Consider the following 19,994-nt stretch of genomic DNA (forward strand, 5'->3'; position numbering starts at 1 on the left):
GGATTCCCGCCATGGCTGAAGTTCCACCCCATCCCCCCGTCCAGATCTATCTGGTCACCCCCGCCATCGACGATGTCGCCGCCTTCCTGCCGGCCCTGCGGGCCGCGCTGTCGGCCGGCGACGTTGCCTGCGTGCTGTTCACCCCTGTGGCCGGCGACGACAACAGCGCCAAGAAGCTGATCAAGGAGATCGCGCCGGTGGTACAGGGCGCGGGCGCGGCGCTGCTCGTCAGCGGCTGGAGCGCGGTGGTGGCGCGGGCAGGGGCCGATGGCGTGCATCTCAATGACGGCCGCAAGGGCCTTGCAGATGCGCTCGACAGCTTCAAGCCGGAGCGCATCGTCGGGGCGGGCGGCATCCGGACGCGCGACGAGGCTATGATCGTCGCCGAAAGCGGGGTCGACTATGTCATGTTCGGCGAGCCGGCGCGCGACGGGCGCCTGCCGCCGCTGGAGGGGGTGGTGGAGCGCACCGCCTGGTGGGCCGAGCTCTTCGAGGTGCCCTGCGTCGCCTTCGCGCCAGACCTGGCGGCGGTGCCGCTGCTCGCCGACGCCGGAGCCGATTTCGTGGCGCTCGGCAATGCCGTCTGGAATCACGAGCAGGGGCCTGCCGAAGCGGTTGCGCTGGCGGACCGGCTGCTGAAGCAGAGAGGGAGTCTCGCATGAAGCGCATCGCTGTTGCGGCCGCGCTGGCGCTGCCGGTCCTTCTTATCTCGCTGCCGGGCCGGGCGGAACCATCGGCCCCGGCCGATGCCGCGCAACCCGCCGGCACCCATGGCGGCGAGGCGGCCAAGCCGGTGGAGACGGGCACGCCGGCACAGCCTGCGCCTGACGCGGCCAAGCCCGCGGAGGCCGCGGCGCCCGCTGCACCGGCTGGCCCGCCGCCGGACCTGGCCTATGGCGCCTTCCAGCGCGGCTACTATCTCAAGGCGCTGGAGGAAGCCACCAAGCGCGTGGTGTCCGACAAGGACCCCGCGGCGATGACCCTGATCGCGCAGCTCTATGCCAATGGCCTGGGCGTGCCGCCCGATCCGGCAAAGGCGGCGCAATGGTATTCCGAGGCGGCCGAGCGCGGTGACCGCAATGCCATGTTCGCCTATGGCATGACCAAGCTCCTGGGCAAGACCGTGCCTAAGGACGAGCCAGGCGGCATGCTGCTGCTCAACCGCGCCGCCGAGCTGGGTGTGCCGGAGGCCGCCTATAATCTCGGCATTATCGCCCTGCGCACCACCAATGGCCCGCCCGATTATGCCACCGCCTATAAGCGCTTCAGCCAGGCGGCGCTCGCCAACAATGGCGATGCCCTCTATTCGCTCGGCGTGCTGACCAAGGAAGGCAAGGGCGTACCGGCCGACAAGAAGAAGGCGGCCGACTACTTCCTCGCCTCGGCCAATACCAACAATGTCGACGGCATGGTGGAATATGCCATCGCCCTCTTCAACGGCGAGGGCGTGTCGCGCGACCAGGAAATGGCGGCCGACTGGTTCGAGCGCGCCGCCCTGCGCGGTTCGCCGATCGCCCGCAACCGCCTGGCGCGCATGTATGCGGCCGGCATGGGCCTGGCGCCCAATCCGGTTCTGGCCTGCATGTGGCATCTGCTGGCCAAGGCTGCCGGGCTCGAGGACAAGCAGCTCGACGAATATGTCGCGCGGCAAACGCCGGAAGTGCGGGCGGCAGCCATTCAGGGGGCCCGCTTCTACGGCATGTGATGCCAACCGGCATTTTCCGCAGGGTGGCCGAGGGATCGACAAGGGGAGGCCGGCGGTGCTGGATGCGGCGGCGAGGGCAGTGATCGAGCGCCATTCGCTCGGCTATGTGGCGAGCGTCAATCCCGACGGCACGCCCAATCTGTCGCCCAAGGGCATGATGCCAAGCGTTTTGCGATTTGAGGCCTCACCTCGAATCGCAAAGACGCGTCGAGCCAAAGAGTGAGAGCAAAAGGGCGTTTCTACTAAAACGCGCTTTGCTCTGGTGCTGGACGACTACCATGTCGTTTTCGGAGAGGCACGCTCCCCCGGCACCCTGCGCAACATCCGCGAGCGCCCGGTGGTGGAGATCAATTTCGTCGATGTGCTCGCCCGCAAGGGCGTGCGCATTCGCGGCCGCTGCGAGATCATCTCGCGCGAGGATGTGGCCTTCGCGGCCCTGCGCCCTGCTTTCGACCGCTGGGGCGCGCTGGCCGACCGCATCCGCCATTTCGTGAAGGTGCGCGTCGAGGCCGTGAAGCCGATCTCGTCGCCCGCCTATGACATCGGCGCCGAGGAAGAGGCGCTGCGCAGCCATTGGAAGGCCTATTATCAGGGCCTGTGAGCGCCGCAGGCTGCCGCGATTCGAATTTTCGCGCCGGTCGCATTTTCCCGTTCATATCGGCGGCATTTTCCATTAGACAGGCCGCTTCCCATTCTCGCGCCCCGATCTGCGGGGCGACCGTTATTTGAAAGTTCCATGATGCTGCGTTCACCTTTGATGAATGTGATGGTTGCTGCCGTGCTCAAGGCCGGCAAGGGTCTCAAACGCGATTTCGGCGAGCTCGAGAACCTGCAGGTCTCGGCCAAGGGGCCGGGCGACTTCGTCTCCATCGCCGACAAGAAGGCCGAGCGCACGCTGCATCAGGAACTGGAGCGGGCGCGCCCGGGCTATGGCTTCGTGATGGAGGAGACCGGCGTCGTCGAAGGCGCGGACAAGACCCATCGCTGGCATATCGATCCGCTCGACGGCACCACCAATTTCCTGCATGGCGTGCCCTTCTTCGCGGTTTCGGTGGCGCTGGAGCGCGAGGGCCTGCTGGTGGCCGGCGTCGTCTACAATCCCGCCACCGAGGACCTGTTCGTGGCCGAGCGCGGCAAGGGCGCCTTCCACAACGAACGCCGCATCCGCGTCTCCGGCCGCCGCCTGATGGAGGATTCCATGGTGGGCATGAGCCTGGCGCGCCTCGGCCGCGGCCAGCACCAAACCAACCTCGCCGATCTCGGCGCCGTGATGGGCAAGGTCGCCGGCGTGCGCAATTTCGGCGCCTCCGCTTTGGACCTGGCCTATGTCGCTTCCGGCCGCCTCGACGGTCTGGCCTCGCGCTGGCTCTCGTCCTGGGACCTGGCGGCTGGCATCGTGCTGGTACGCGAAGCCGGCGGCTTCATCTCCGACATCCGGGGCGGGGACACCATGCTGGATACCGGCGACATCGTGGCCGGCAACGAGGCCATCCACAAGGGCCTGCTCGGGCTCTTCGCCAAAGCCTGATATCGGGCCTGACATCGCGGCTGCGGGGCCGGAGATGCGGCAAAAACGGGGAGGGGAGAAGATTTCCTCTCCCACCCGCTTGACAGTTTCGGCCCAGCCTTGCATAAGCCGCCCGTCCGGCAGCGCCGGGCCTCGTGGCGGGGTAGCTCAGCTGGTTAGAGCAGCGGAATCATAATCCGCGTGTCGGGGGTTCAAGTCCCTCTCCCGCTACCATTTCTCCCATAGAAAAGATGATCGAACGGCAGCGCGGTTTTCGTGTGCGGTGCTGGCAGGAAGCCGAAAACGCTTTCTGCGCCAACCATTGGTTGAACAGCTTGCGTAGCGTCGAACCTAGACGGCCCAACTGGCTGGTGTCTGGACGGAGTGGGGCTCGGCCAGGCACGATCGCAGATCGATAAAATGTCATAGGCCGCGGTCTTGGCGGCACTGGAAGGTCGTTTCTATCGCTTTTCATTGACCACTGCTGAGGTGAAGGCACCACAGAAGATAAGCTGATCCTTCTCCAGCGAAGATCGAAGCGGTTCTTTGAACGGCGTCGTCACATAGGTTCCGATCACAACGTCCCCTACCTGGGTGAAGCAACGGCGATCCATCAGACGCATCTGGTCCGGCGGTCCATTCTGGCCACCTTGCCGCATTTCCACCTTGGTGCAGGCCATCTCGACGTTGTCGGCCTTGAGCGCGTGCGTTTGAACCGAGCCTGTCCAGTAGTTGTCTCCCAGTGCCTTCGTGCCCTCCTTAAGCCCCGCCGCTGTGGCATCCAGGAGTACGGCCTGCGAGGCGCGAGTGACGCCGCGGGCATTCTCGCCACTTACGGGAAGGATAAAGACCGTGGCCCGGCCGGCCTTGCCTCCATAAAAGGCAATGACCTGCCCGTCCGTTGCTGTTTTATGAATCTTGACCTGATTCATGCCCGCAACGCTTTTGGGAAGTATTCGCTCGAAGTCGGAAAGGTCTTTGGCGTCCACGGGGCGCGCAAGAACTGCAAGGGCGGCTATGAGGGCAAGTTTGAGCGGATGAAGCGGCGGCGTTTTGGCCTGTCGCATTCCTTGCATACCTCCTGGTTTTCAAACGGTCAGCTACGGCAGCATGGCCATTCGGCAGGCTATAGGTTTATCGCCGGCGGGGGCAATGGTGCATGCCTCGCCGGGGCGCATTTGCATGAGGTATTGCAGAACGGGTATTGGCGAAGCTCGATGACGTTTTGGGGCAATTGTCCTTTCAAGGAAGATGGTAGTCCATCGCTACGGGAAAATTGATGGCGTCATTGACGCGATCGGAAGACGGAACCGCCACGCATTCGCACCTGGAAGAACTAGTGCTAAAGAGGCGATTGCTCCCGAACTGAGTCACAAGTAGCCTTGATGGGCTTCCCGCCTGACGAGGATGGAGGCCGGAGGCCCGGATGACAGCCTCAGCAACCGTCCGCCCGGGCCTCCCTCTCTCATCAGATATCCATCGGCGGCATGCTCCGCCTATGGTTCAGGCTTCGTATCGCCTGGGCCGGGATGGCACCTCCTCGCATGGCGTGCGCCCGATTGCGCTCCTGAATAGCTCAGCGATAGCCATCATGGGCGCCGTCATCGCGTTTCCGTTACCATACCGATGTGGTCAAGTTCACGGGGACATACGAGTCTGGAGGCGTCGAACGCCCCGACCGAAACCACGCGAAACAGTTCGGTGGCGATTGGAGCGGCGGCTTGCGGTGCAAATTGCTCCGGCCGGAACAGTGGTGATGACGGGGCCAGTGCTATTACATGCCTGTTATCGACGCCTGTCTGGCAGGAGTATATCGATGCAGGGTGCGATGAGGCGGGGCGGATTTCTTGCGGTCGGCCTGCGGGGAGGAGCGAGAGAGATCTGCAAGGGGCCAGTCCTTTACGGGGTTTCCCGGCCGAGCCCATGTGTCGGCCTTGCCGCGAAGCTTTGCCTGGGGATTGGGCTGGGCCTGTTCCTGGCTGCATCAGCCCAGGCTGGAAAGCCCGTGCGCTGGCAGCCTCTGGAGCTGTTCGGACGCAAGATCGCTCTCATCGATACGGACGACGACGGCCGCCAGCTCGAGGTCGAGGGCAAGCTCGTTGCCGAGAACGGCGTGATCGCCCTCGAGAAGATCGGCGTCATCGGGCAGGCCGGTTATGCGATCGGTTACGCCGGCAGCGGCGGCAATGCCTGCGCGCCTGCACGGTTCATCATTGCTTTCCTACCGGGCAAGCCGGCACGCTTCGACGGTCCCATCGGGGAATGCCAGAACGTGGAATATGTGAGTTCCGGCGTCGGCTTCGTCTTCGAGGAGAGCACGTCCTATGGCAATGGTACCCGATGGGTATGGCTGCCGGAGACGGGCTTCTCCGCCCCGCAGAAGACGGCCACCGCACCCGATCCGATGATCTGGCTGAATGCGCTCGACCTGAAAGCACAGCATCCCAGCCAGATCTTCAGCTATGGCACGATCGCCAGCCGGCTGGTCGAGATGCTCGGGCCGGACGAGGCGACATTCAAGCGCCTCCTGAACGGCTTGGGCAGCGTCGATGTCGAGGGCGATGCGGTGGTCGGCTCGTCCTGCCTGAAGATCCAGTGCCCGGACGAGACGGCATTCTACATCGTCGACGTCTCGAAGAAGCAGGTCTTTCTGGCCTGGAAGGAAAGCGACAAGCCTATCGCCGTCCGGCCGGACGTGAAGGCCTGGCCGCCGGCATTCCGGCGCAGGCTCGCCGAATGGGCGCGCCCGTTCAAATAGGGACCTCCCGGCGAAGCGAGCCTCGTTCGCAACAGCTTGTTGGGGCGTGTTTTCCCAGCGTGAAAAGGCTGCCGGCTTTCGGCAAAAAATGCGACATTGCAATCCGGAACGTCGGGAGCACGCGATGAAGAGCGGCAACTGGCTTGCGGCGGGCAGATTGCTCATGGGGGTCGCGTTCTGGCCCTGCAGCGGCCCAGCGCAGGCGCAGAGCTATGATGCCTGGCTCGCCTGGCCTGACGACTATCGGCGGGGGTTCGCCCTGGCCATCGTGATGGAGCAGCTCTCGACCTGTCTCGGTGACGGCTGCAGGATCACCCGCCATCGCCGGCAGTGTCTTGCCGGCATGACCGACAGGGCGGCAGTGGAACTGCTCGGTCGCTATGTGGACCGCCATCCCCAGGCCAGATCGCGCCCGGTCAATGCGACGATGGGCCAGGCGCTCTACGAGTTGTGCGGCCCGGCCCCGTGATGGACGCCGATTGGGCAGTCTCGAAACCACGATCCCAGCGTGAGGCGCGGGCGGTTCATTCTACCCGCACGGGCGCGCAGGATGAAGGGCGGTCCCCCCACGCGCGTGGCAGGCCCGGGCTCTCCCTTCGTGTCATTTCATGCAGGACCGACACGAAAGCGCGATAGGATGGTGCCTGCGCATGCGCGCTCAACACGGGTGAGGAAGATGATGGCTAAGGATACGACGATTGTGCTGGTCCATGGCTTCTGGGGCGGCGCGGCTCACTGGGCCAAGGTGATCACGGAACTCACGCGCCTGGGATATGACAAGGTCCGTGCCGTGGAATTGCCGCTCACCGGCCTGGCGGACGATGCCGAGCGTACCCGCAAGATGGTCAAGCAACAGGAAGGCAGGGTGGTGCTGGTCGGCCATTCCTATGGAGGCGCGGTGATCACCGAGGCCGGTGGCCTGCCGAACATCGCCGGCCTGGTCTATATCGCCGCATTCGCGCCGGATGCCGGCGAAAGTCCGGGGGCGATCAGCCAGCAGATCCCGCCCGAAGCCTTCCCCAATATCGCGCCGGACAGCGATGGCTACCTCTGGATCAAATATGACAAGTTCGGCGAAAGTTTCTGCCAGGATCTGAGCGCCGAGGAGGCCCGGATCATGGCTGTCACCCAGAAAGCGCCGCTGGCTTCCACCTTCGGCGACAACGTCACCACACCGGCCTGGAAGGTGAAGCCGGTCTGGTACCAGATTTCCAGTCACGACCGCATGATCGCTCCCGACAACCAGAAGCGCATGTCCGGGCGCATGAATCCGCGCAAGGTCATCACGCTCGAGGCCAGCCATGCTTCGCTCGCTTCCAGGCCGGCTGAGGTCAGCCAGTTGATCGACGAAGCGGCGAGCGCCGTCGGTTAGGGCCTTTTCAAGGCCACGCCATCGTGCCCGATCCGATCTCGGGTCGGTCATAGTGGTCGGCTGAAGCGGATGATGGCGCGGTTATTCCCGCAGCATCCTCGCGATATCCTCGATCGGATGCGAGGTCAGCTGCTTGGGGATTTCGCGGCTGATACGTTCCAGGACTTCCTGGTGGAAGGCCTGCCGCAGATCGCCAAGCACCTTCGGCGGAGCGACCACGACCAGCCTGTCGAACTGGCCGGCATGGGCGCGCCGATAGAGCATCTCGGCAAGCCCGGCCGCAAAGCGTTCTTCACCCAGCCGATGCCAGTCGGTTTCCTTGATGGCACTGGTGCGGCCATTGGTGCCCGTGCCGGTACGCCCGGGCTGGTCGGTGCCCTGTTCCCGCGTGGCGGGGTTGTCTTCCTGCAGGACCTGGTCCACGGCGAGACCGGCCTTGTTGCCACGTCCGATCTGGCGCAGAAAAAGCGCCTTCCTGCCGTCACCGACCAGCACGAGGGTGTTCTTGTCGTCTAGGATCATGATTGCCATACCTCTTTGCAAGCAAATGCATCCAGGCGCTCAAATGTTCCTATATCAGGCTCAGGATGCCAAGTTTCCTGCTGCGCGACAGGCTGAATGTCGATCGAACGAAGCGTCCTCCATGCGATATCGCCTCGATTCCTGCGAGCTGGAGATCAAGCACAGAAGATAGTCGATATCGCAGCGTAAGGGAGCCTGTCGGTTTTTTCGAACCAAAATGGGATGAATTCCTCCAGAATTGATTCCTCTGAAAACGCCTTGATTCCTTGCATTTTACGATAATAGGTTTCTATTTTGAACCAAAATGTACCGTCATTTCTCGAGCTGAAGCACCAGGAATTCATAAGACTGCTGTGCAATTTCGCACAGAGCGGAGCACCGGTCCGCTGTCATTGAGAGGCATCGGAAGCCTGTCGTGACAGAGGGAGTGCTGCCATGCCTCGCGACGAAACGCTGTTGGACTTCACCGAGGAAAACCACCGCCTCCGCCGCGTCTCGCGTGGCGATGCCGGCCGGCAATTCCATTTCTCCGTCTGCATCGTCGCCTTTCTGGCGATCGCGATCCTGGTGACCCTGATTGCCGAATCCGCCACCTTGAGGAAAAGGCCGATGTCGGGGCCAGGCCGCTCGGTATCGCTTGGCCAATCGCTACGCTAGAGCGTCTTCCATAGATATCGACGAGCTTTTCGATCACGCAAACGCATCCTGACAGGGCGTTCGAGCAAAATGCGATCCGGTTGATCGCGATATCCCACTCGTTTGGGGATTGGCATGTGCCTGGCCGGAAAATCCGCCCCCTTTCTTGCGGATGCCCGGTGCCTTCGGGTGTTGCTGCCCTCCGGTCCGGATCAGATCGCGAGCATGCGCAAGAACAGGCCGGACAGCAGGTGGCACAGCGGCTCGGGCGCATGCTCGCCCGCGGCGATCGCGTCGTCGACGACACCGTGCATCCCATCGAACAGGACGAGCGCCACGGCGCGGCTTTGCGGGACGGCCCATACTCCCGCGGCTCGGCCCTCTTCCAGTAGGACGGCGAGCTGGGCAATGACCTCTTCCTTTTCGCGCGACTGTCGCTGGCTATGGGGGAAATCGTGGAAAACCACGTCGTGGAGCCGGAAATTCGCCAGATAGGTGGCAACGGCGCCGTTGATCCAGGCTGAAAGCCGGGCGGCATGCTCGTCGCGAGGGCAGGCCTCGATGGCCGCGGCGACTCGAGACAGAAAATCCTGCGAGAAGCGCTCGCGTAGAGCGCGGATGACATCCGTCTTGGTGTTGAAATAGTGGTAGAAGGTGCCCTTGGCCACGCCCGCGCGGGCCACGATGTGGTCGACCGTGGTGGCCTCGATGCCATGGGCAATGAAGAGGTCGGCCGCTGCGGACATCAGGTCGTCGATCCGTACCTCGGCCGGCTGGATGCGCCGCCGGTGCGGTCGCTCGCCCCGGAGGGGCGTACCTGCGCCTCCCGTTTTTCCGGCCATACCGCGCCTCTTGTGCCAGCATTCTGAATGAACTGACTATCTGTCATATTTAGAACGATTTTGGAATAGCTTAAGATAATTGACCGACCGTCGGTCGATATGTATCGATGCCGAAAATTCCTCCGGTCCGGTGACAGTTATGCCTCCCTTACGCAGAAAGATCGCTGTCGCAGCGATTTATCTCGGCACTTTCATGGCGACCTTGGCGATCAGCATCGTCACGGTGGCGCTGCCGGCCATCCAGAAGGGGCTCGGCGCCGAGCTTTCCGATTTGCAATGGGTCGTCGGCTCCTACGCCCTCTGTCTTTCGGCTTTCATGCTTTCGGCCGGTCCCCTTGGCGACCGCTATGGGCGCAAGCGCGCTTGGCTCATCGGCATCGGCCTGTTCACGCTGGGATCGGCGATCTGTGCGGCGGCGACGTCCCTGGCCGTACTCATCACCGGCAGTGCCCTGCAGGGCCTTGCCGGTGCCCTGGTCATCCCGGGCGCGTTGTCGATCCTCACGCAGGCCTATCCCGATCCCGCCGAGCGGGCGCACGTCATCGGCGGCTGGTCGTCCTTCAGTGCCGTTTCTTTGATCCTCGGCCCGATGCTGGGCGGGCTGTTGGTCGACAATGTCGGTTGGCCCAGCATCTTTCTGGTGAATCTGCCGCTCGGCGCACTCGCCTTTGGCCTCGGCCTGATCGGCATCGCCGAAAGTGCCGATCCTGACCAGGCCGCATTTGACCCGCCGGGCCAGTTTCTCAGCATTCTGTTCCTGGGTGCGCTGACCTATGCTCTGATCGGCGCGGGGCAGGTGGGCTGGGCCGCGCCCACGACGCTCGGGGCTCTGGCGATCGCTGCACTGGCCCTCCCAGCCTTCATCGTGATCGAGGGCAAAGCGAGTCGTCCTGTGTTGCCGATTGATCTCTTCCGCAACCTCCCTTTCGCCTCGCTCAATTTCGCTTCCTTCGCTCTCGGCGTATCCGGCTATAGCAGCCTGTTCTTCTTCTCGCTCTTCCTGCAGCAGGCGCAGGGATGGCCGGCCACGCAGGCCGGCTGGCGGATGGCACCGGTCTTTGCCGCGATGGCGGTAACGGCAGTGCTGTTCGGCCGTCTCTCCATTCGCTATGGCCTGCGGCGCCTGATGCTGCTCGGCTATATATTGCTCGGCGGCGCCATGCTGATGATGGCACGGTTCGAGCCGGACACGTCGTATGTCACCATCGCACCGCTTTTCATGTTGCTCGGCATCGGCATGGGGCTGGCGGTGCCGGCAACCAGCGCGGCCATCATGGCCTCTGCTCCGCGTGCGCGCTCCGGCGCCGCATCCGCGACCATGAATGCTCTGCGACAGGGGGGCATGACCATCGGCGTCGCCTTGCTCGGCACCATGATGGCGGGACGCGCGGTGGCGACGATGGCACAGGCCCTGGCCGAAACCGGGCAGACGTCGTCGCTTGCGCTGGCCGGCTTCGCCGTACGGCGGCATGAGATGCCAGTTGGCCTGGCCATGGCTGCAGACGACTTCCGGCACCTGCTCGCCCATGCTTTGGCGGATGGGTTCTGCCTCGCCATCGTCCTTGCCGGTCTGGTCGGGCTGGCAGCGGCCCTGGCGTTGGTGCTCGCCTTGCATGTCCGTGCGCGACGCCCGGAATCACATCCTGCCCTCGACGATCTCTGACTTCTTTCAAAGGAGGAAGCCTGCCGATGCGATTCTGCCGCGAGGACGTGCCGAATGTCTTCATCGGCAGGCGGCGTCCGCGCACCGAGCGGCGCGATCGGGGCTGAACACGCAATTGTGATCACACCTGGCTGCGGGGCAGCCAGGCTTTCATCCGCCGGCATGCGAGGGCCTTACGCCCTGCCGGTAGGAATTGGAGCCAAAGGGCCGCCGAAGGCGAACGGTGCCCCGCACCGATGGCCGTTTCTTCAAAAATAAGCCCCTTACGAGCTGATTCATGCAACTCGGGGCGCAGATGCCAGTTGGGAGAGGAGGTGTGGCGATCGCACGGGTTATCCTGCGTCAAGTCACCAACGCATGTCTGACGAATGAGGAGGGATGGTATTTGGGCAAATATTCCCGGCTTAGCTATCAGGCTGCCTCAATATGTCGCGGTCGTCGGTAGTCGGTCCAGGCAGAGGTTCCTAACTATAACGAAATGTAATGTGCTTTTTTGTCCCAACGTGGCAAAATGCTGCTTTCATCAAACGTAACTCGGGGATCGTTCCGGATATGCAGGAAGCTGACAATAATTTAATCGATGTTACGGTGGATATCGTCGCAGCTTACGTCGCCAACAATTCTATTCCGACGGACGGATTGCCATCTTTCATATCAATGGTTCATGACAGCTTGTCCAAGCTTCGCGAGCAGCCGGTAGTCGAGGAAGCGACACCGTTGCGTCCAGCTGTACCAGTACGCAAGTCCGTGACGCCCGATTTCATCGTCTGCCTGGAAGATGGCCAGAAGTTCAAATCGCTGAGGCGGCATCTGCGTAGCAAATACAATATGTCGCCGGAGGAATACCGTAGCAAATGGGGCCTCGCGGAGGACTATCCCATGGTTGCACCCAATTATGCTGCAGAACGATCCCGCCTCGCCAAGGCCGCAGGCCTCGGGTCGTTGCGCTGGGGACGTAATACCCCGCCAGCCAAGACCGCCAAGGCTGGTTGAGGGCGCTTTTCGTCACATCTCGTGCAAAAGGCCGGAGGGACCCCATGCGAGGTCCCTCCGGCCTTTTTGCGTTTGACCAAAACCGCCATGGCGCTGCGGCTGCCTCGTGCCGCAGCAGGAAGCCTCAGCTTCAGCCTTCGCGACCAGAGCGGAGATCGTGGGGGGACCTTCGTGCCTCACCGCCAGTCTCGATCGCTTCCGACCTCGATGAGATCGAGGAAGATCACCCTGGGCTCGCGTTCGGGATGAGACGTGCTGGACATCATGCGGCGGGCCGCGCGGCGAGCCATTGAGGCAGGTAACTCCGTGCCGTCAGCGTAGTGTCGCCTGTCGGCGTGACGCCGGCCTTGCCGAGCATCGACACGAGTTTGCCCGCATCGTGGAGTTGAAGGAGATCGACCGAACCGCCAACATGAACGCCGCCGATGAAGATCTGCGGGATCGTGGCTGCGCCGGCCATGATGCGCAGCACTCTGCGGATGTCGCCGCCAAGGCCGCCAGCCTGCATTGTCACCGAATCAAGATCGACGGAACGGAAGGGGACGCCGAGGTCTTTCAGGAACCTGCGCACGGCCCAGCAGAACTCGCACCATTCCAGGGCGAACATCACCACGGGTTGACCGGGATCCCCGATAGCCTGTTCGACGAAGCTGCGAGCATGATCGGGCGCCGGATCGACCGCTGCTACGGAAACCGCGGCAGGCTGCGATGCAGGGACACCGAAGCGGCATAGTGGAGTCGAGTTCGAGATTTCTTGCTCGGCCGCATCCATCTCCTGTCCGATTGCCTCGAACAGCGGTGTCGAGAGGTAGCGCTCGCCGGTGTCGGGCACCATGAACAGGATCCGGCTGCCTGGCCGCGCCGTCTTCGCGACTTCGAGCGCTGCCGCCAATGTCGCACCGCCCGTGACACCGCAGAAAATGCCCTCCTGCCGTGCGAGTTCCCGGGCCAGACGCAAGGCCTGCGAACCGCCCACGGGCTGGATGACGTCGATCAGGTTCGAGTCGACGGCACCTGCGGTCAGTTTGGGAATGAAGTCCGGGCTCCATCCCTGCATGGGATGCGGGCGGAACAGGGGATGGCTTGCGGCCGGGGTGGCGTCGCTCTTGTATTGCTGACCGATGCCGCTCGCTAGCATCGGGGCGTTTTCAGGCTCTGCCACGATGATCCGCGTGTTCGGGCTCTCGGCTCGCAGGACCCGCGCCACCCCCTTCAGCGTACCGCCGGTGCCCGCTCCGGTGACGAAATAGTCGGGGCCGCTCCCTCCAAAATCTCGCAATATCTCCCGCGCGGTGGTGTCGCTGTGAACATCGGCGTTTGCCTCGTTCTCGAACTGGCGGGTCCAGAACCATCCATGCGCCGCCGCAAGCTCGCGGGCCTTCTCGACCATTCCGGTTCCTTTCTCGGATGCAGGGGTCAGCACGACTTGGGCACCGAGGAACCGCATCAGCTTCCGGCGTTCGACCGAGAAGCTCTCGGCCATCACGATGACCAGCGGGTAGCCCTTGCGGGCGCAGACCATCGCCAGGCCTATGCCGGTATTGCCGCTCGTTGCCTCGATGACGGTCTGGCCCGGCTGTAGCCTGCCGTCGCGCTCGGCAGCTTCGATGACGCCGAGAGCCAGCCGGTCCTTGACGGAGCCAAGCGGGTTGAATGCTTCGAGTTTGGCGTAAAGTTCGATCCCCTTCGGCTCGAGGCGGGCCAGGCGTATCACGGGCGTATTGCCGATGGTTTCGAGAATGGAGCTGTAGATGTCGGGCATGATCATTTCCTTTCAGGGGCGTTGGGACCATTGCGAGTCAGTAGCGATGCCGAGTGCTTGAACCGGGTGATGCCTGCCGGAGGCCCGTCCGTCGGAAAGCAAGGCTGGTGCTTTCCCGACAACAGGGGCGGTCGTGGCCGGGTGCCGGTTTTTCGTGCTGCGACGATTGCACCGACGGTCAGCAGCGCTGCACCGGCTGCCTCAGCCATGCTCGGGCTCTCATGCAGGGCGACTGCCGCTATGATCACCGAAAACAGCGGCACGATTGCCGCAAAGACGGAGGCGCGCGTTGCGCCAAGCCGCCGGATCGCCTGGCCGTAGCAGTAGAGCGCGGCAATGGCCGACAGCAGAGACTGGTAGATAGTCTGCAGCAACAGGTCCCGAGGGGCGGCCGCGAACAGATGTCCCGGACCGGATATGATCAGCCAGACCGGTGTGTAGAGCAGCAGCGATGCGACGCAAATGATCGCCGTCGCGGTCAGAGGCTGTAATCCCGTACGTCTGAGCGAAACGGTGTAGCCCGCCCACATGAGAGCCCCGACGACGAAGAAGCCGAAGCCGGAGCCGTCATAGCCGGCATTCCATGTACCGGCGATCACGCAGCCTGCGCCCGCGACGATGCAGGCAATGCCGGCAATCAGCACCCGTGTAACCGGCTCGCGCAAGAACAGCACGGACAGGATCAATGTGAACGCCGGCAGGAGGCCGACGGTGATTGCGCCGCCAAGACCGGCCGATGTCAGTCTGACGCCAGTGGCTGCGACGAGCGCATAAGGCGCGCCGGCGCCGACGGCCATGAACAATAACTGCAGAGGCGCTACCAGCCTTATGGTCGGCCATTCGCGCCAGATGAGGGGCAGGAACAGAAGACCCGAAATGCCAAATCGCAGGGCGGCAAGGTCGGCGGCAGCAAGATCACTGACCACGCCGAGGCGTGTCACGGTCCACCAACCGCTCCAGATCACTGCCGCGCCGAGCCCCGAGAGATAGCCGCCCGCACTGGTCGCCAGGGTGGGCCGACGAAGAAACCGGAAAAGTGCAGCTGCCTGCGATGCCAACGCTCTTGCGCGCAGGACCAGGCTGGCGCTCGGCATCGACAGCCTGCTTTGGTGAAGTTCGGGCATGTTGCTTTTCATCCGCAGTCTGGTTTCGTAATGTGACTGCGAAATTGCGATGAACGCCGAAGCTAGTCCTTATCGGCGGCTGATCGTTTGCTGATCATTCCGAGTTTTGCGCGCTTCTACTGAGACCGGCCTCGATGCTGCACCGTTTCGGATTCTTTGAACTCGATGAGGACGCGCGCGCTCTCAGGTTGCGGGGAGCTGCGCAAAAGCTGCAGCCGCGCGTCTTCGATCTTCTGGTCTATCTCGTCCGAAATGCTGGCCGCGTCGTCCCGAAAGACGAATTGATGGATGCCTTGTGGCCAAATCTCCATGTCACCGAAGCATCCCTCCAGCGCGCCGTCAGCCTGGCCCGCGCGGCCCTGTCTGCCGGAGGGCTCGAGAATGCGATCCGCAGCTATGTCCGGCACGGCTACCGTTTTGCGATCGACGAGGCGAGCGTTGGTGCCGCTGTTCCGGAATTCGACGTGCAGGAGTCCGATCGTGCCCAGGCTCTGGCGCTTGCCAAGGCCAAGGACTGGCCCGGCGCCGCGATGGTCTTCGAGAGGCTCGATGCCGATGGACAGCTCTGTGCGGCAGACATCGATGCGTGGGCACTGGCGGTGGAATGCCAAGGCCGCCCTGCCGCGGCGATCCCGGTGCTGACCCGCGCGCTTGCCGCCTATGTCGCCGAGGGGCGGCCCAACATGGCCGCACGGGCCGCTGTAACAATCGCCAAACTCGAGTTGGAGCGCTCCGCCCCGGCCGCCGCCTCCGGCTGGATGGGGCGGGCTGAAGCCCTTCTGGGGGACCTGGAAGACCCGCGCACCACCGCCTACCTTTTATGGATGAAGGCTCGCCAGGTAATCTTCCAGGGCCGCGCCGCGGAGGCGCTCGAACTGTCATTGCAATCGCACAGCGCAGCCAATGCCTGTGGCGATCAGGGCCTGATCGCACTCACGCTTGTCTATATGGGCTTCTACAACATCTCGCTTGGCCGCATCGAACAAGGGGTGAACCAGCAGAACCATGCCGCGGCCATTGCCTTGTCGAGCAATGTGGATCCGGTTTTCGGAAGCCTTGTCTACTGCAACATCCTGTGGAGTTGCCGTACGTTCCCCGACTGGTCGCGCGCCCGGCAATGGAGCGAAGGCTTCGACAGCTGGAGCGAGGCAAGTTACGCCACCATACCGGGAAGTTGCGATCTGCATCGCGCCGAGATCCTCGGGGCGCAACGCGACTTGACCGGCGCGCTCGCGGCGATCGACCAGGCTCTGCCGAAACTCTCGGAGGAGGAGGCCTGGTCGATAGGCGACGGCTACCGCGTCCGCGGCGACATTCGAGCGATGATCGGTGATCTGGACGACGCTCGGAAGGACTACGCCGCCGCCTATGCCGCGGGTTGGGATGCCGAGCCCGGAAACGCGGTCCTGCTGGCGGAAACGGGCCAGGTGGGTGTAGCCCTCGCGGCGCTCGACCGGGTGCTCGATGGTGCGAGCTGGTACCATATCCAGCGGCGTGGAATCCTTCTGGCGCACAAGATGCGCATCGCGGCATTGGGCGGCCTTCGCGAGATCGCTTCCGGGGCATTGGCCGAACTGGAAGGACAATCCGACCGCTGGACGCAGCCGGCCGTGCATGCACTCATCAACGAGGCGCACTATCTGCTTGCGAGCGACAATGAAGCGATCCGGTTTCTGGTGCTCGCCCGCCAGCTGTGGACCAGCGCCGGAATTGAGTACCACGCGGCCCGTGTCCGGCTGGAACTCGCCGGCATCCTGATTGTAGCGGGGGACATCGCTGCGGCACGGACCGAGATGGCCGCGGCAGAACGCACCGCCGTCCGCATTGGCTCCCGCCGGCTTCGGATGTTGGCAGCCGAACTGCAACCGAAATTGATTTCCGCTCCACCGCCCCACCGGGTCGCACAAGCATAGTCTGACCGTTGCCGGCCTTGGTGAATGATCATTGCTAGATCAGCCGCCGGTAAGGACGGCCAGGCCACCTCGCCCTTAGGTTCCACTTCGTCACGCATGGTGCGTGGCTGCAACACGGCATGGCTCGGGTAATGCCCGGCCATTCGAAGGGAACGACGACAATGCAGCTTTATGTCATTCGCCGGCCAAGCGCCTGGGCCTCGCTCGCCGAGCTGGAAAAGGCCGGCGCCAAATCGGCCCAGATCGGAAATGAACAGATGTCGGACCGGGTTCGCTGGATCCGCAGCTATGTGGTGAACGAACCGGACGGTCGCGTCGGCACGTTTTGCATCTATGAGGCCAAGGACGGGGCTGCCATTCGCGAGCATGCGCGCCGTGTCGGCATGCCGGGCGAGGAATTCTATCCGGTGGCGACCACGGTCGTCGTGCGTCCGGATCCCGTGCCGGCCGAAGCCGTCTGAAATATCGGCACCGTGCGGTCCACATGGCCGCCGGTGCACGAAGTCCTGCCCAGAGCTCATTCAATCGGAGAGTAAAATGAAACGTGGCTGTTGGGCTCTTCAACTTCAACAGCGCGCCCAACCGCTATGGTTTGGATCCATTCTACGAGCTGCACATCTGGGCCTGGAAGCGAAATCCGGCTGGCCACTTCGCCGATAATAATCCGAACGTATCGTGCAACGCCGCGAAGTCCGAATAGGCAGGCAAGGCTGCCCTGAACAGGCGGCGTGACTGGTCGACGGCCCGGTGCGGCTTAAACGGTAAGCACGATCTTTCCGCTGTGGCTGCTGCTTTCCATCAGGGCATGCGCCTTGGCCGCTTCCGCCAGGGGGAAGACGGCGTGGATCAGCGGGCGGCAGCGTCCCTGCGCCAGCAGGGGCCAGGCATGCTCTTCCACTGCCGCTGCGATGGCCGCCTTGGCCGCCACCGATTGGGCCCTCAGGGTGGAACCCATATGGCTCAGGCGCTTGGTCATCAGCCGCACGAAGTCGATCTCGACCTTCGAGCCCTGTAGGAAGGCGATGTTGACGATGCGGCCTTCCAGCGCCGCCACCTCGTAGTTCTTGGCGATGTAGCTGCCGCCCACCATGTCCAAGATGACGTCGGGGCCGCGCTTGTCCGTGGCCTGCTTGACGGCCGCGCTCCAGTCCTCGGCCTTGTAGTCGATGGCGATATCGGCACCGAGCTTGCGGCAGATCTCGCATTTCTCCGGTGAGCCCGCGGTGACGATGACGGTGGCGCCGAAGGCCTTGGCCAGCATGATCGCCGTGGTGCCGATGCCGGAGGAGCCACCATGAATGAGGAGGGTTTCACCACTCTGCAGCCGGCCGCGCTGGAACACATTGTGCCAGACGGTGAAGAAGGTTTCGGGGATGGCGGCGGCCTGGACCATGTCGAGGCCGTCAGGGACCGGCAAGGCGTGGCCGGCGTCCGTCACGGCATAGGGCGCATAGCCACCGCCGGGGGTGAGGGCGGTGACCTTGTCGCCGACCTTCCATCGGGCAACCTTCGGGCCGATGGCGATGACCTCGCCGGCAACTTCCAATCCCGGCAGGTCGGAGGCATCCTTGGGCGGGGGATAGGCGCCGGCGCGCTGCAGCACGTCCGGGCGGTTGACGCCGGCGGCCGCAACGCGGATGAGAATCTCGTCGTCGCCGGGGCGCGGCACCGGACGCTCATCCGGCACCAGCACTTCGGGGCCGCCGGGCCGGCTGATGGCGATGGCGGTCATGGTTGCGGGCAGGTCGGGCATGGCGGCTTCCAATCGTATCAGGGCAGGGGAGCGATCAATGCTGTCTGCCTTGATCGCTTGTCCCGAAGCAAAGCTCGTTTGCGTAAAAACGCCTTCGTGCTCCAACGCTTTGCTTCGATGCGTCTTTGCGATTCCCGGCCGTTCAGCCAAATCGCAAGGCGTCTCGGCTGCAGTGTCAGTCGAAGATGCCGTCGCTATGCTTGGCGACATAATCCGCCAGGCCCAGCGTATGGTCGCGGGCATAGGCTTCGGCCTTGGCGATGTCGCGCTTTTCGAGGGCCTCGATGATGTTGAGGTGATCGACGATCGACTTGCTGGCGCGATCGTCACGGCCGATGGTGATCTGGCGGATGCCGCGCACATGCAGCACGAGGTTCTCGGTCATCTCGGCCAGGATCTGCGAGCCGGAGAGCTCGATCATGGTCTGGTGGAAGCGGATATTGGCGGTCGAATATTCGTGCGGATAGTCGGCCGGCTTGTGGGCGTCGTTGAATTCCTGGAAGATCGTGCGCAACCGCGCGATTTCCCGGTCGCTGGCGCGCTGGCAGATCAGGCGCACAGCCATGCTTTCCAGCGCCGCCCAGGCCTGGATCATCTCGATCACCTCGCGCTTGGTCTTCTTCAGCACGATGATGCCCCGCCGGGGCAGGGATTTGACGAAGCCCTGCTGCTCGAGCATGGCGATGGCCTCGCGAACCGGCGTGCGGCTGACGCCCAGGCGCTCGGAAAGCTGGCGCTCGTCGATCCAGGTCGGCTCGGGCGAAGAGTAGATGTCCATATTGGCGATGGCATGCTTGAGCGCGGTATAGACCTTGGTCTTGTAGGTCTGTTCCGGAGAGAAACGTTCCAGCACCAGTTCGGGAGTGGATTCGTCGGCAATCGGCCAACGCGCTTGAATTTTTGGAGCCACGAACTCTTCCTCTCTCAAATCGCCCAAAGCGTACTTTATGATTTGGCGAAATCGCCAGGAATCGCAAAGACGCGTCGGAATCAGCAGCCGGAGCAAAGAGCGTTTCGTTCAAACGCGCTTTGCTTCAGCCGGATCAGACAGCGCCACGTTCTTCATAACGCATATACGCCATCCGGTCTTGCATTAGGTATACCTAAAACGGTTTACAGCTCGCCCTCGAGCCGATCACACCCGGATCGAGCGTTCGATGGCGATTTTGTCGTCGTGGCTTCCTCGTCGCAGTTCGTGGTTGTTGTGGCGGCGGGCTTGCGCCGCTGCGCGCCCGCCACCGGAAAGAAAGGCCCATACCGCCCGGGAGAAGGCGGTATGGTGAATGTCGGGGGACCGGCATTCATGAGTGTTTGGGAAGCGTCGGCTCAACCCGTGGCCGCCTGCCGGCGCCGGGGCGACCAGTCGCTCAGCAGTTCGGTGAGCGTGGTACCGAGGCGTGCGGGGGAGGGAGAGACCCTGACGCCTGCGGCTTCGAGAGCGGCG

Annotated in this window: 20 protein-coding genes, 1 tRNA gene and 1 pseudogene; 14 read left to right on the forward strand and 8 right to left on the reverse strand. The window is 63.4% G+C overall.

Annotated features, from left to right (window positions below):
• Positions 1–11 precede the first annotated feature (11 nt).
• The 6 genes from U1R88_RS31355 (at position 12) to U1R88_RS31375 (ending at position 3,446) form a co-directional block, all read left to right on the forward strand.
• Positions 12–662 carry a thiamine phosphate synthase gene (locus U1R88_RS31355; protein WP_322434823.1) on the forward strand — a complete coding sequence of 217 codons (651 nt, stop codon included), beginning with the start codon at positions 12–14 and terminating at the stop codon, positions 660–662.
• A complete protein-coding gene (locus U1R88_RS31360) occupies positions 659–1,705 on the forward strand; it encodes a tetratricopeptide repeat protein (protein ID WP_322434824.1) in 1,047 nt (348 codons plus the stop codon). The genes U1R88_RS31355 and U1R88_RS31360 overlap by 4 nt, the downstream gene beginning before the upstream one ends.
• Positions 1,706–1,760: 55 nt before the next feature.
• Complete coding sequence (locus U1R88_RS35840) at positions 1,761–1,928, forward strand: pyridoxamine 5'-phosphate oxidase family protein (protein WP_311939931.1); 168 nt, start codon at positions 1,761–1,763, stop codon at positions 1,926–1,928.
• A 39-nt stretch (positions 1,929–1,967) separates the two neighbouring features.
• Positions 1,968–2,306: a pyridoxamine 5'-phosphate oxidase family protein gene (locus tag U1R88_RS35845; RefSeq protein WP_489671958.1), complete on the forward strand. Its 339-nt coding sequence runs from the start codon at positions 1,968–1,970 to the stop codon at positions 2,304–2,306.
• A 138-nt stretch (positions 2,307–2,444) separates the two neighbouring features.
• A complete protein-coding gene (locus U1R88_RS31370; protein WP_322434844.1) occupies positions 2,445–3,233 on the forward strand; it encodes an inositol monophosphatase family protein in 789 nt (262 codons plus the stop codon).
• A 136-nt stretch (positions 3,234–3,369) separates the two neighbouring features.
• A tRNA-Met gene (locus tag U1R88_RS31375) sits at positions 3,370–3,446 on the forward strand.
• Between the two features lie 227 nt (positions 3,447–3,673).
• On the opposite strand, the gene U1R88_RS31380 is transcribed toward U1R88_RS31375, so the two are convergent.
• Complete coding sequence (locus U1R88_RS31380) at positions 3,674–4,279, reverse strand: hypothetical protein (RefSeq protein WP_322434825.1); 606 nt, start codon at positions 4,277–4,279, stop codon at positions 3,674–3,676.
• A 938-nt stretch (positions 4,280–5,217) separates the two neighbouring features.
• Between U1R88_RS31380 and U1R88_RS31385 the strand changes: the two genes are divergently transcribed.
• The 3 genes from U1R88_RS31385 (at position 5,218) to U1R88_RS31395 (ending at position 7,342) form a co-directional block, all read left to right on the forward strand.
• Complete coding sequence (locus tag U1R88_RS31385; RefSeq protein ID WP_322434826.1) at positions 5,218–5,970, forward strand: Ivy family c-type lysozyme inhibitor; 753 nt, start codon at positions 5,218–5,220, stop codon at positions 5,968–5,970.
• Positions 5,971–6,094: 124 nt separating this feature from the next.
• The gene (locus U1R88_RS31390) at positions 6,095–6,439 is read left to right on the forward strand and encodes a hypothetical protein (RefSeq protein ID WP_322434827.1); all 345 of its coding nucleotides are present in this window, start codon (positions 6,095–6,097) and stop codon (positions 6,437–6,439) included.
• Positions 6,440–6,649: 210 nt separating this feature from the next.
• Positions 6,650–7,342, forward strand: a complete 693-nt coding sequence (locus U1R88_RS31395; protein ID WP_322434845.1) for an alpha/beta hydrolase — start codon at positions 6,650–6,652, stop codon at positions 7,340–7,342.
• Between the two features lie 81 nt (positions 7,343–7,423).
• On the opposite strand, the gene U1R88_RS31400 is transcribed toward U1R88_RS31395, so the two are convergent.
• Entirely contained in the window at positions 7,424–7,864 is a 441-nt protein-coding gene (locus U1R88_RS31400) for a host attachment family protein (RefSeq protein WP_322434828.1), read from the reverse strand.
• A gap of 435 nt (positions 7,865–8,299) precedes the next feature.
• Between U1R88_RS31400 and U1R88_RS31405 the strand changes: the two genes are divergently transcribed.
• The gene (locus U1R88_RS31405) at positions 8,300–8,521 is read left to right on the forward strand and encodes a hypothetical protein (RefSeq protein WP_322434829.1); all 222 of its coding nucleotides are present in this window, start codon (positions 8,300–8,302) and stop codon (positions 8,519–8,521) included.
• A 191-nt stretch (positions 8,522–8,712) separates the two neighbouring features.
• Here U1R88_RS31405 and U1R88_RS31410 read toward each other — a convergent pair whose 3' ends face one another.
• Positions 8,713–9,342 carry a TetR/AcrR family transcriptional regulator gene (locus U1R88_RS31410; RefSeq protein ID WP_322434830.1) on the reverse strand — a complete coding sequence of 210 codons (630 nt, stop codon included), beginning with the start codon at positions 9,340–9,342 and terminating at the stop codon, positions 8,713–8,715.
• A gap of 139 nt (positions 9,343–9,481) precedes the next feature.
• Between U1R88_RS31410 and U1R88_RS31415 the strand changes: the two genes are divergently transcribed.
• The gene (locus U1R88_RS31415; protein ID WP_322434831.1) at positions 9,482–11,005 is read left to right on the forward strand and encodes an MFS transporter; all 1,524 of its coding nucleotides are present in this window, start codon (positions 9,482–9,484) and stop codon (positions 11,003–11,005) included.
• 552 nt (positions 11,006–11,557) lie between these two features.
• Complete coding sequence (locus U1R88_RS31420) at positions 11,558–11,998, forward strand: Ros/MucR family transcriptional regulator (RefSeq protein WP_068285940.1); 441 nt, start codon at positions 11,558–11,560, stop codon at positions 11,996–11,998.
• Between the two features lie 262 nt (positions 11,999–12,260).
• On the opposite strand, the gene U1R88_RS31425 is transcribed toward U1R88_RS31420, so the two are convergent.
• Positions 12,261–13,760 carry a pyridoxal-phosphate dependent enzyme gene (locus U1R88_RS31425; protein ID WP_322434833.1) on the reverse strand — a complete coding sequence of 500 codons (1,500 nt, stop codon included), beginning with the start codon at positions 13,758–13,760 and terminating at the stop codon, positions 12,261–12,263.
• 2 nt (positions 13,761–13,762) lie between these two features.
• The gene (locus tag U1R88_RS31430) at positions 13,763–14,884 is read right to left on the reverse strand and encodes a DMT family transporter (protein ID WP_322434834.1); all 1,122 of its coding nucleotides are present in this window, start codon (positions 14,882–14,884) and stop codon (positions 13,763–13,765) included.
• 134 nt (positions 14,885–15,018) lie between these two features.
• On the opposite strand from U1R88_RS31430, the gene U1R88_RS31435 reads away from it, so the two are divergent.
• Positions 15,019–16,797: a winged helix-turn-helix domain-containing protein gene (locus tag U1R88_RS31435; protein ID WP_322434835.1), complete on the forward strand. Its 1,779-nt coding sequence runs from the start codon at positions 15,019–15,021 to the stop codon at positions 16,795–16,797.
• Between the two features lie 161 nt (positions 16,798–16,958).
• Complete coding sequence (locus U1R88_RS31440; protein ID WP_322434836.1) at positions 16,959–17,258, forward strand: DUF4242 domain-containing protein; 300 nt, start codon at positions 16,959–16,961, stop codon at positions 17,256–17,258.
• Positions 17,259–17,551: 293 nt separating this feature from the next.
• On the opposite strand, the gene U1R88_RS31445 is transcribed toward U1R88_RS31440, so the two are convergent.
• The 3 genes and pseudogenes from U1R88_RS31445 to U1R88_RS31455 form a co-directional block, all read right to left on the reverse strand.
• Positions 17,552–18,550, reverse strand: a complete 999-nt coding sequence (locus U1R88_RS31445) for an NAD(P)H-quinone oxidoreductase (protein ID WP_322434837.1) — start codon at positions 18,548–18,550, stop codon at positions 17,552–17,554.
• Positions 18,551–18,725: 175 nt separating this feature from the next.
• A complete protein-coding gene (locus tag U1R88_RS31450) occupies positions 18,726–19,460 on the reverse strand; it encodes a GntR family transcriptional regulator (RefSeq protein WP_068285903.1) in 735 nt (244 codons plus the stop codon).
• Positions 19,461–19,876: 416 nt separating this feature from the next.
• Positions 19,877–19,994 (reverse strand): annotated as a pseudogene (locus tag U1R88_RS31455) (succinate--CoA ligase subunit alpha); the annotation flags it as partial.

The organism is Labrys sedimenti (assembly GCF_034424805.1).
Lineage (GTDB): Bacteria > Pseudomonadota > Alphaproteobacteria > Rhizobiales > Labraceae > Labrys > Labrys sedimenti.

What these genes read in the sequence shown, in the direction of transcription:
- U1R88_RS31355 (WP_322434823.1), top strand. Translation starts at nt 12, where the DNA reads ATGGCTGAAGTTCCACCCCATCCCCCCGTCCAGATCTATCTGGTCACC.
- U1R88_RS31360 (WP_322434824.1), top strand. Translation starts at nt 659, where the DNA reads ATGAAGCGCATCGCTGTTGCGGCCGCGCTGGCGCTGCCGGTCCTTCTT.
- U1R88_RS31370 (WP_322434844.1), top strand. Translation starts at nt 2,445, where the DNA reads ATGCTGCGTTCACCTTTGATGAATGTGATGGTTGCTGCCGTGCTCAAG.
- U1R88_RS31380 (WP_322434825.1), bottom strand. Translation starts at nt 4,279, where the DNA reads ATGCGACAGGCCAAAACGCCGCCGCTTCATCCGCTCAAACTTGCCCTC.
- U1R88_RS31390 (WP_322434827.1), top strand. Translation starts at nt 6,095, where the DNA reads ATGAAGAGCGGCAACTGGCTTGCGGCGGGCAGATTGCTCATGGGGGTC.
- U1R88_RS31395 (WP_322434845.1), top strand. Translation starts at nt 6,650, where the DNA reads ATGGCTAAGGATACGACGATTGTGCTGGTCCATGGCTTCTGGGGCGGC.
- U1R88_RS31400 (WP_322434828.1), bottom strand. Translation starts at nt 7,864, where the DNA reads ATGATCCTAGACGACAAGAACACCCTCGTGCTGGTCGGTGACGGCAGG.
- U1R88_RS31405 (WP_322434829.1), top strand. Translation starts at nt 8,300, where the DNA reads ATGCCTCGCGACGAAACGCTGTTGGACTTCACCGAGGAAAACCACCGC.
- U1R88_RS31410 (WP_322434830.1), bottom strand. Translation starts at nt 9,342, where the DNA reads ATGGCCGGAAAAACGGGAGGCGCAGGTACGCCCCTCCGGGGCGAGCGA.
- U1R88_RS31415 (WP_322434831.1), top strand. Translation starts at nt 9,482, where the DNA reads ATGCCTCCCTTACGCAGAAAGATCGCTGTCGCAGCGATTTATCTCGGC.
- U1R88_RS31420 (WP_068285940.1), top strand. Translation starts at nt 11,558, where the DNA reads ATGCAGGAAGCTGACAATAATTTAATCGATGTTACGGTGGATATCGTC.
- U1R88_RS31425 (WP_322434833.1), bottom strand. Translation starts at nt 13,760, where the DNA reads ATGCCCGACATCTACAGCTCCATTCTCGAAACCATCGGCAATACGCCC.
- U1R88_RS31430 (WP_322434834.1), bottom strand. Translation starts at nt 14,884, where the DNA reads ATGCCCGAACTTCACCAAAGCAGGCTGTCGATGCCGAGCGCCAGCCTG.
- U1R88_RS31435 (WP_322434835.1), top strand. Translation starts at nt 15,019, where the DNA reads ATGCTGCACCGTTTCGGATTCTTTGAACTCGATGAGGACGCGCGCGCT.
- U1R88_RS31440 (WP_322434836.1), top strand. Translation starts at nt 16,959, where the DNA reads ATGCAGCTTTATGTCATTCGCCGGCCAAGCGCCTGGGCCTCGCTCGCC.
- U1R88_RS31445 (WP_322434837.1), bottom strand. Translation starts at nt 18,550, where the DNA reads ATGCCCGACCTGCCCGCAACCATGACCGCCATCGCCATCAGCCGGCCC.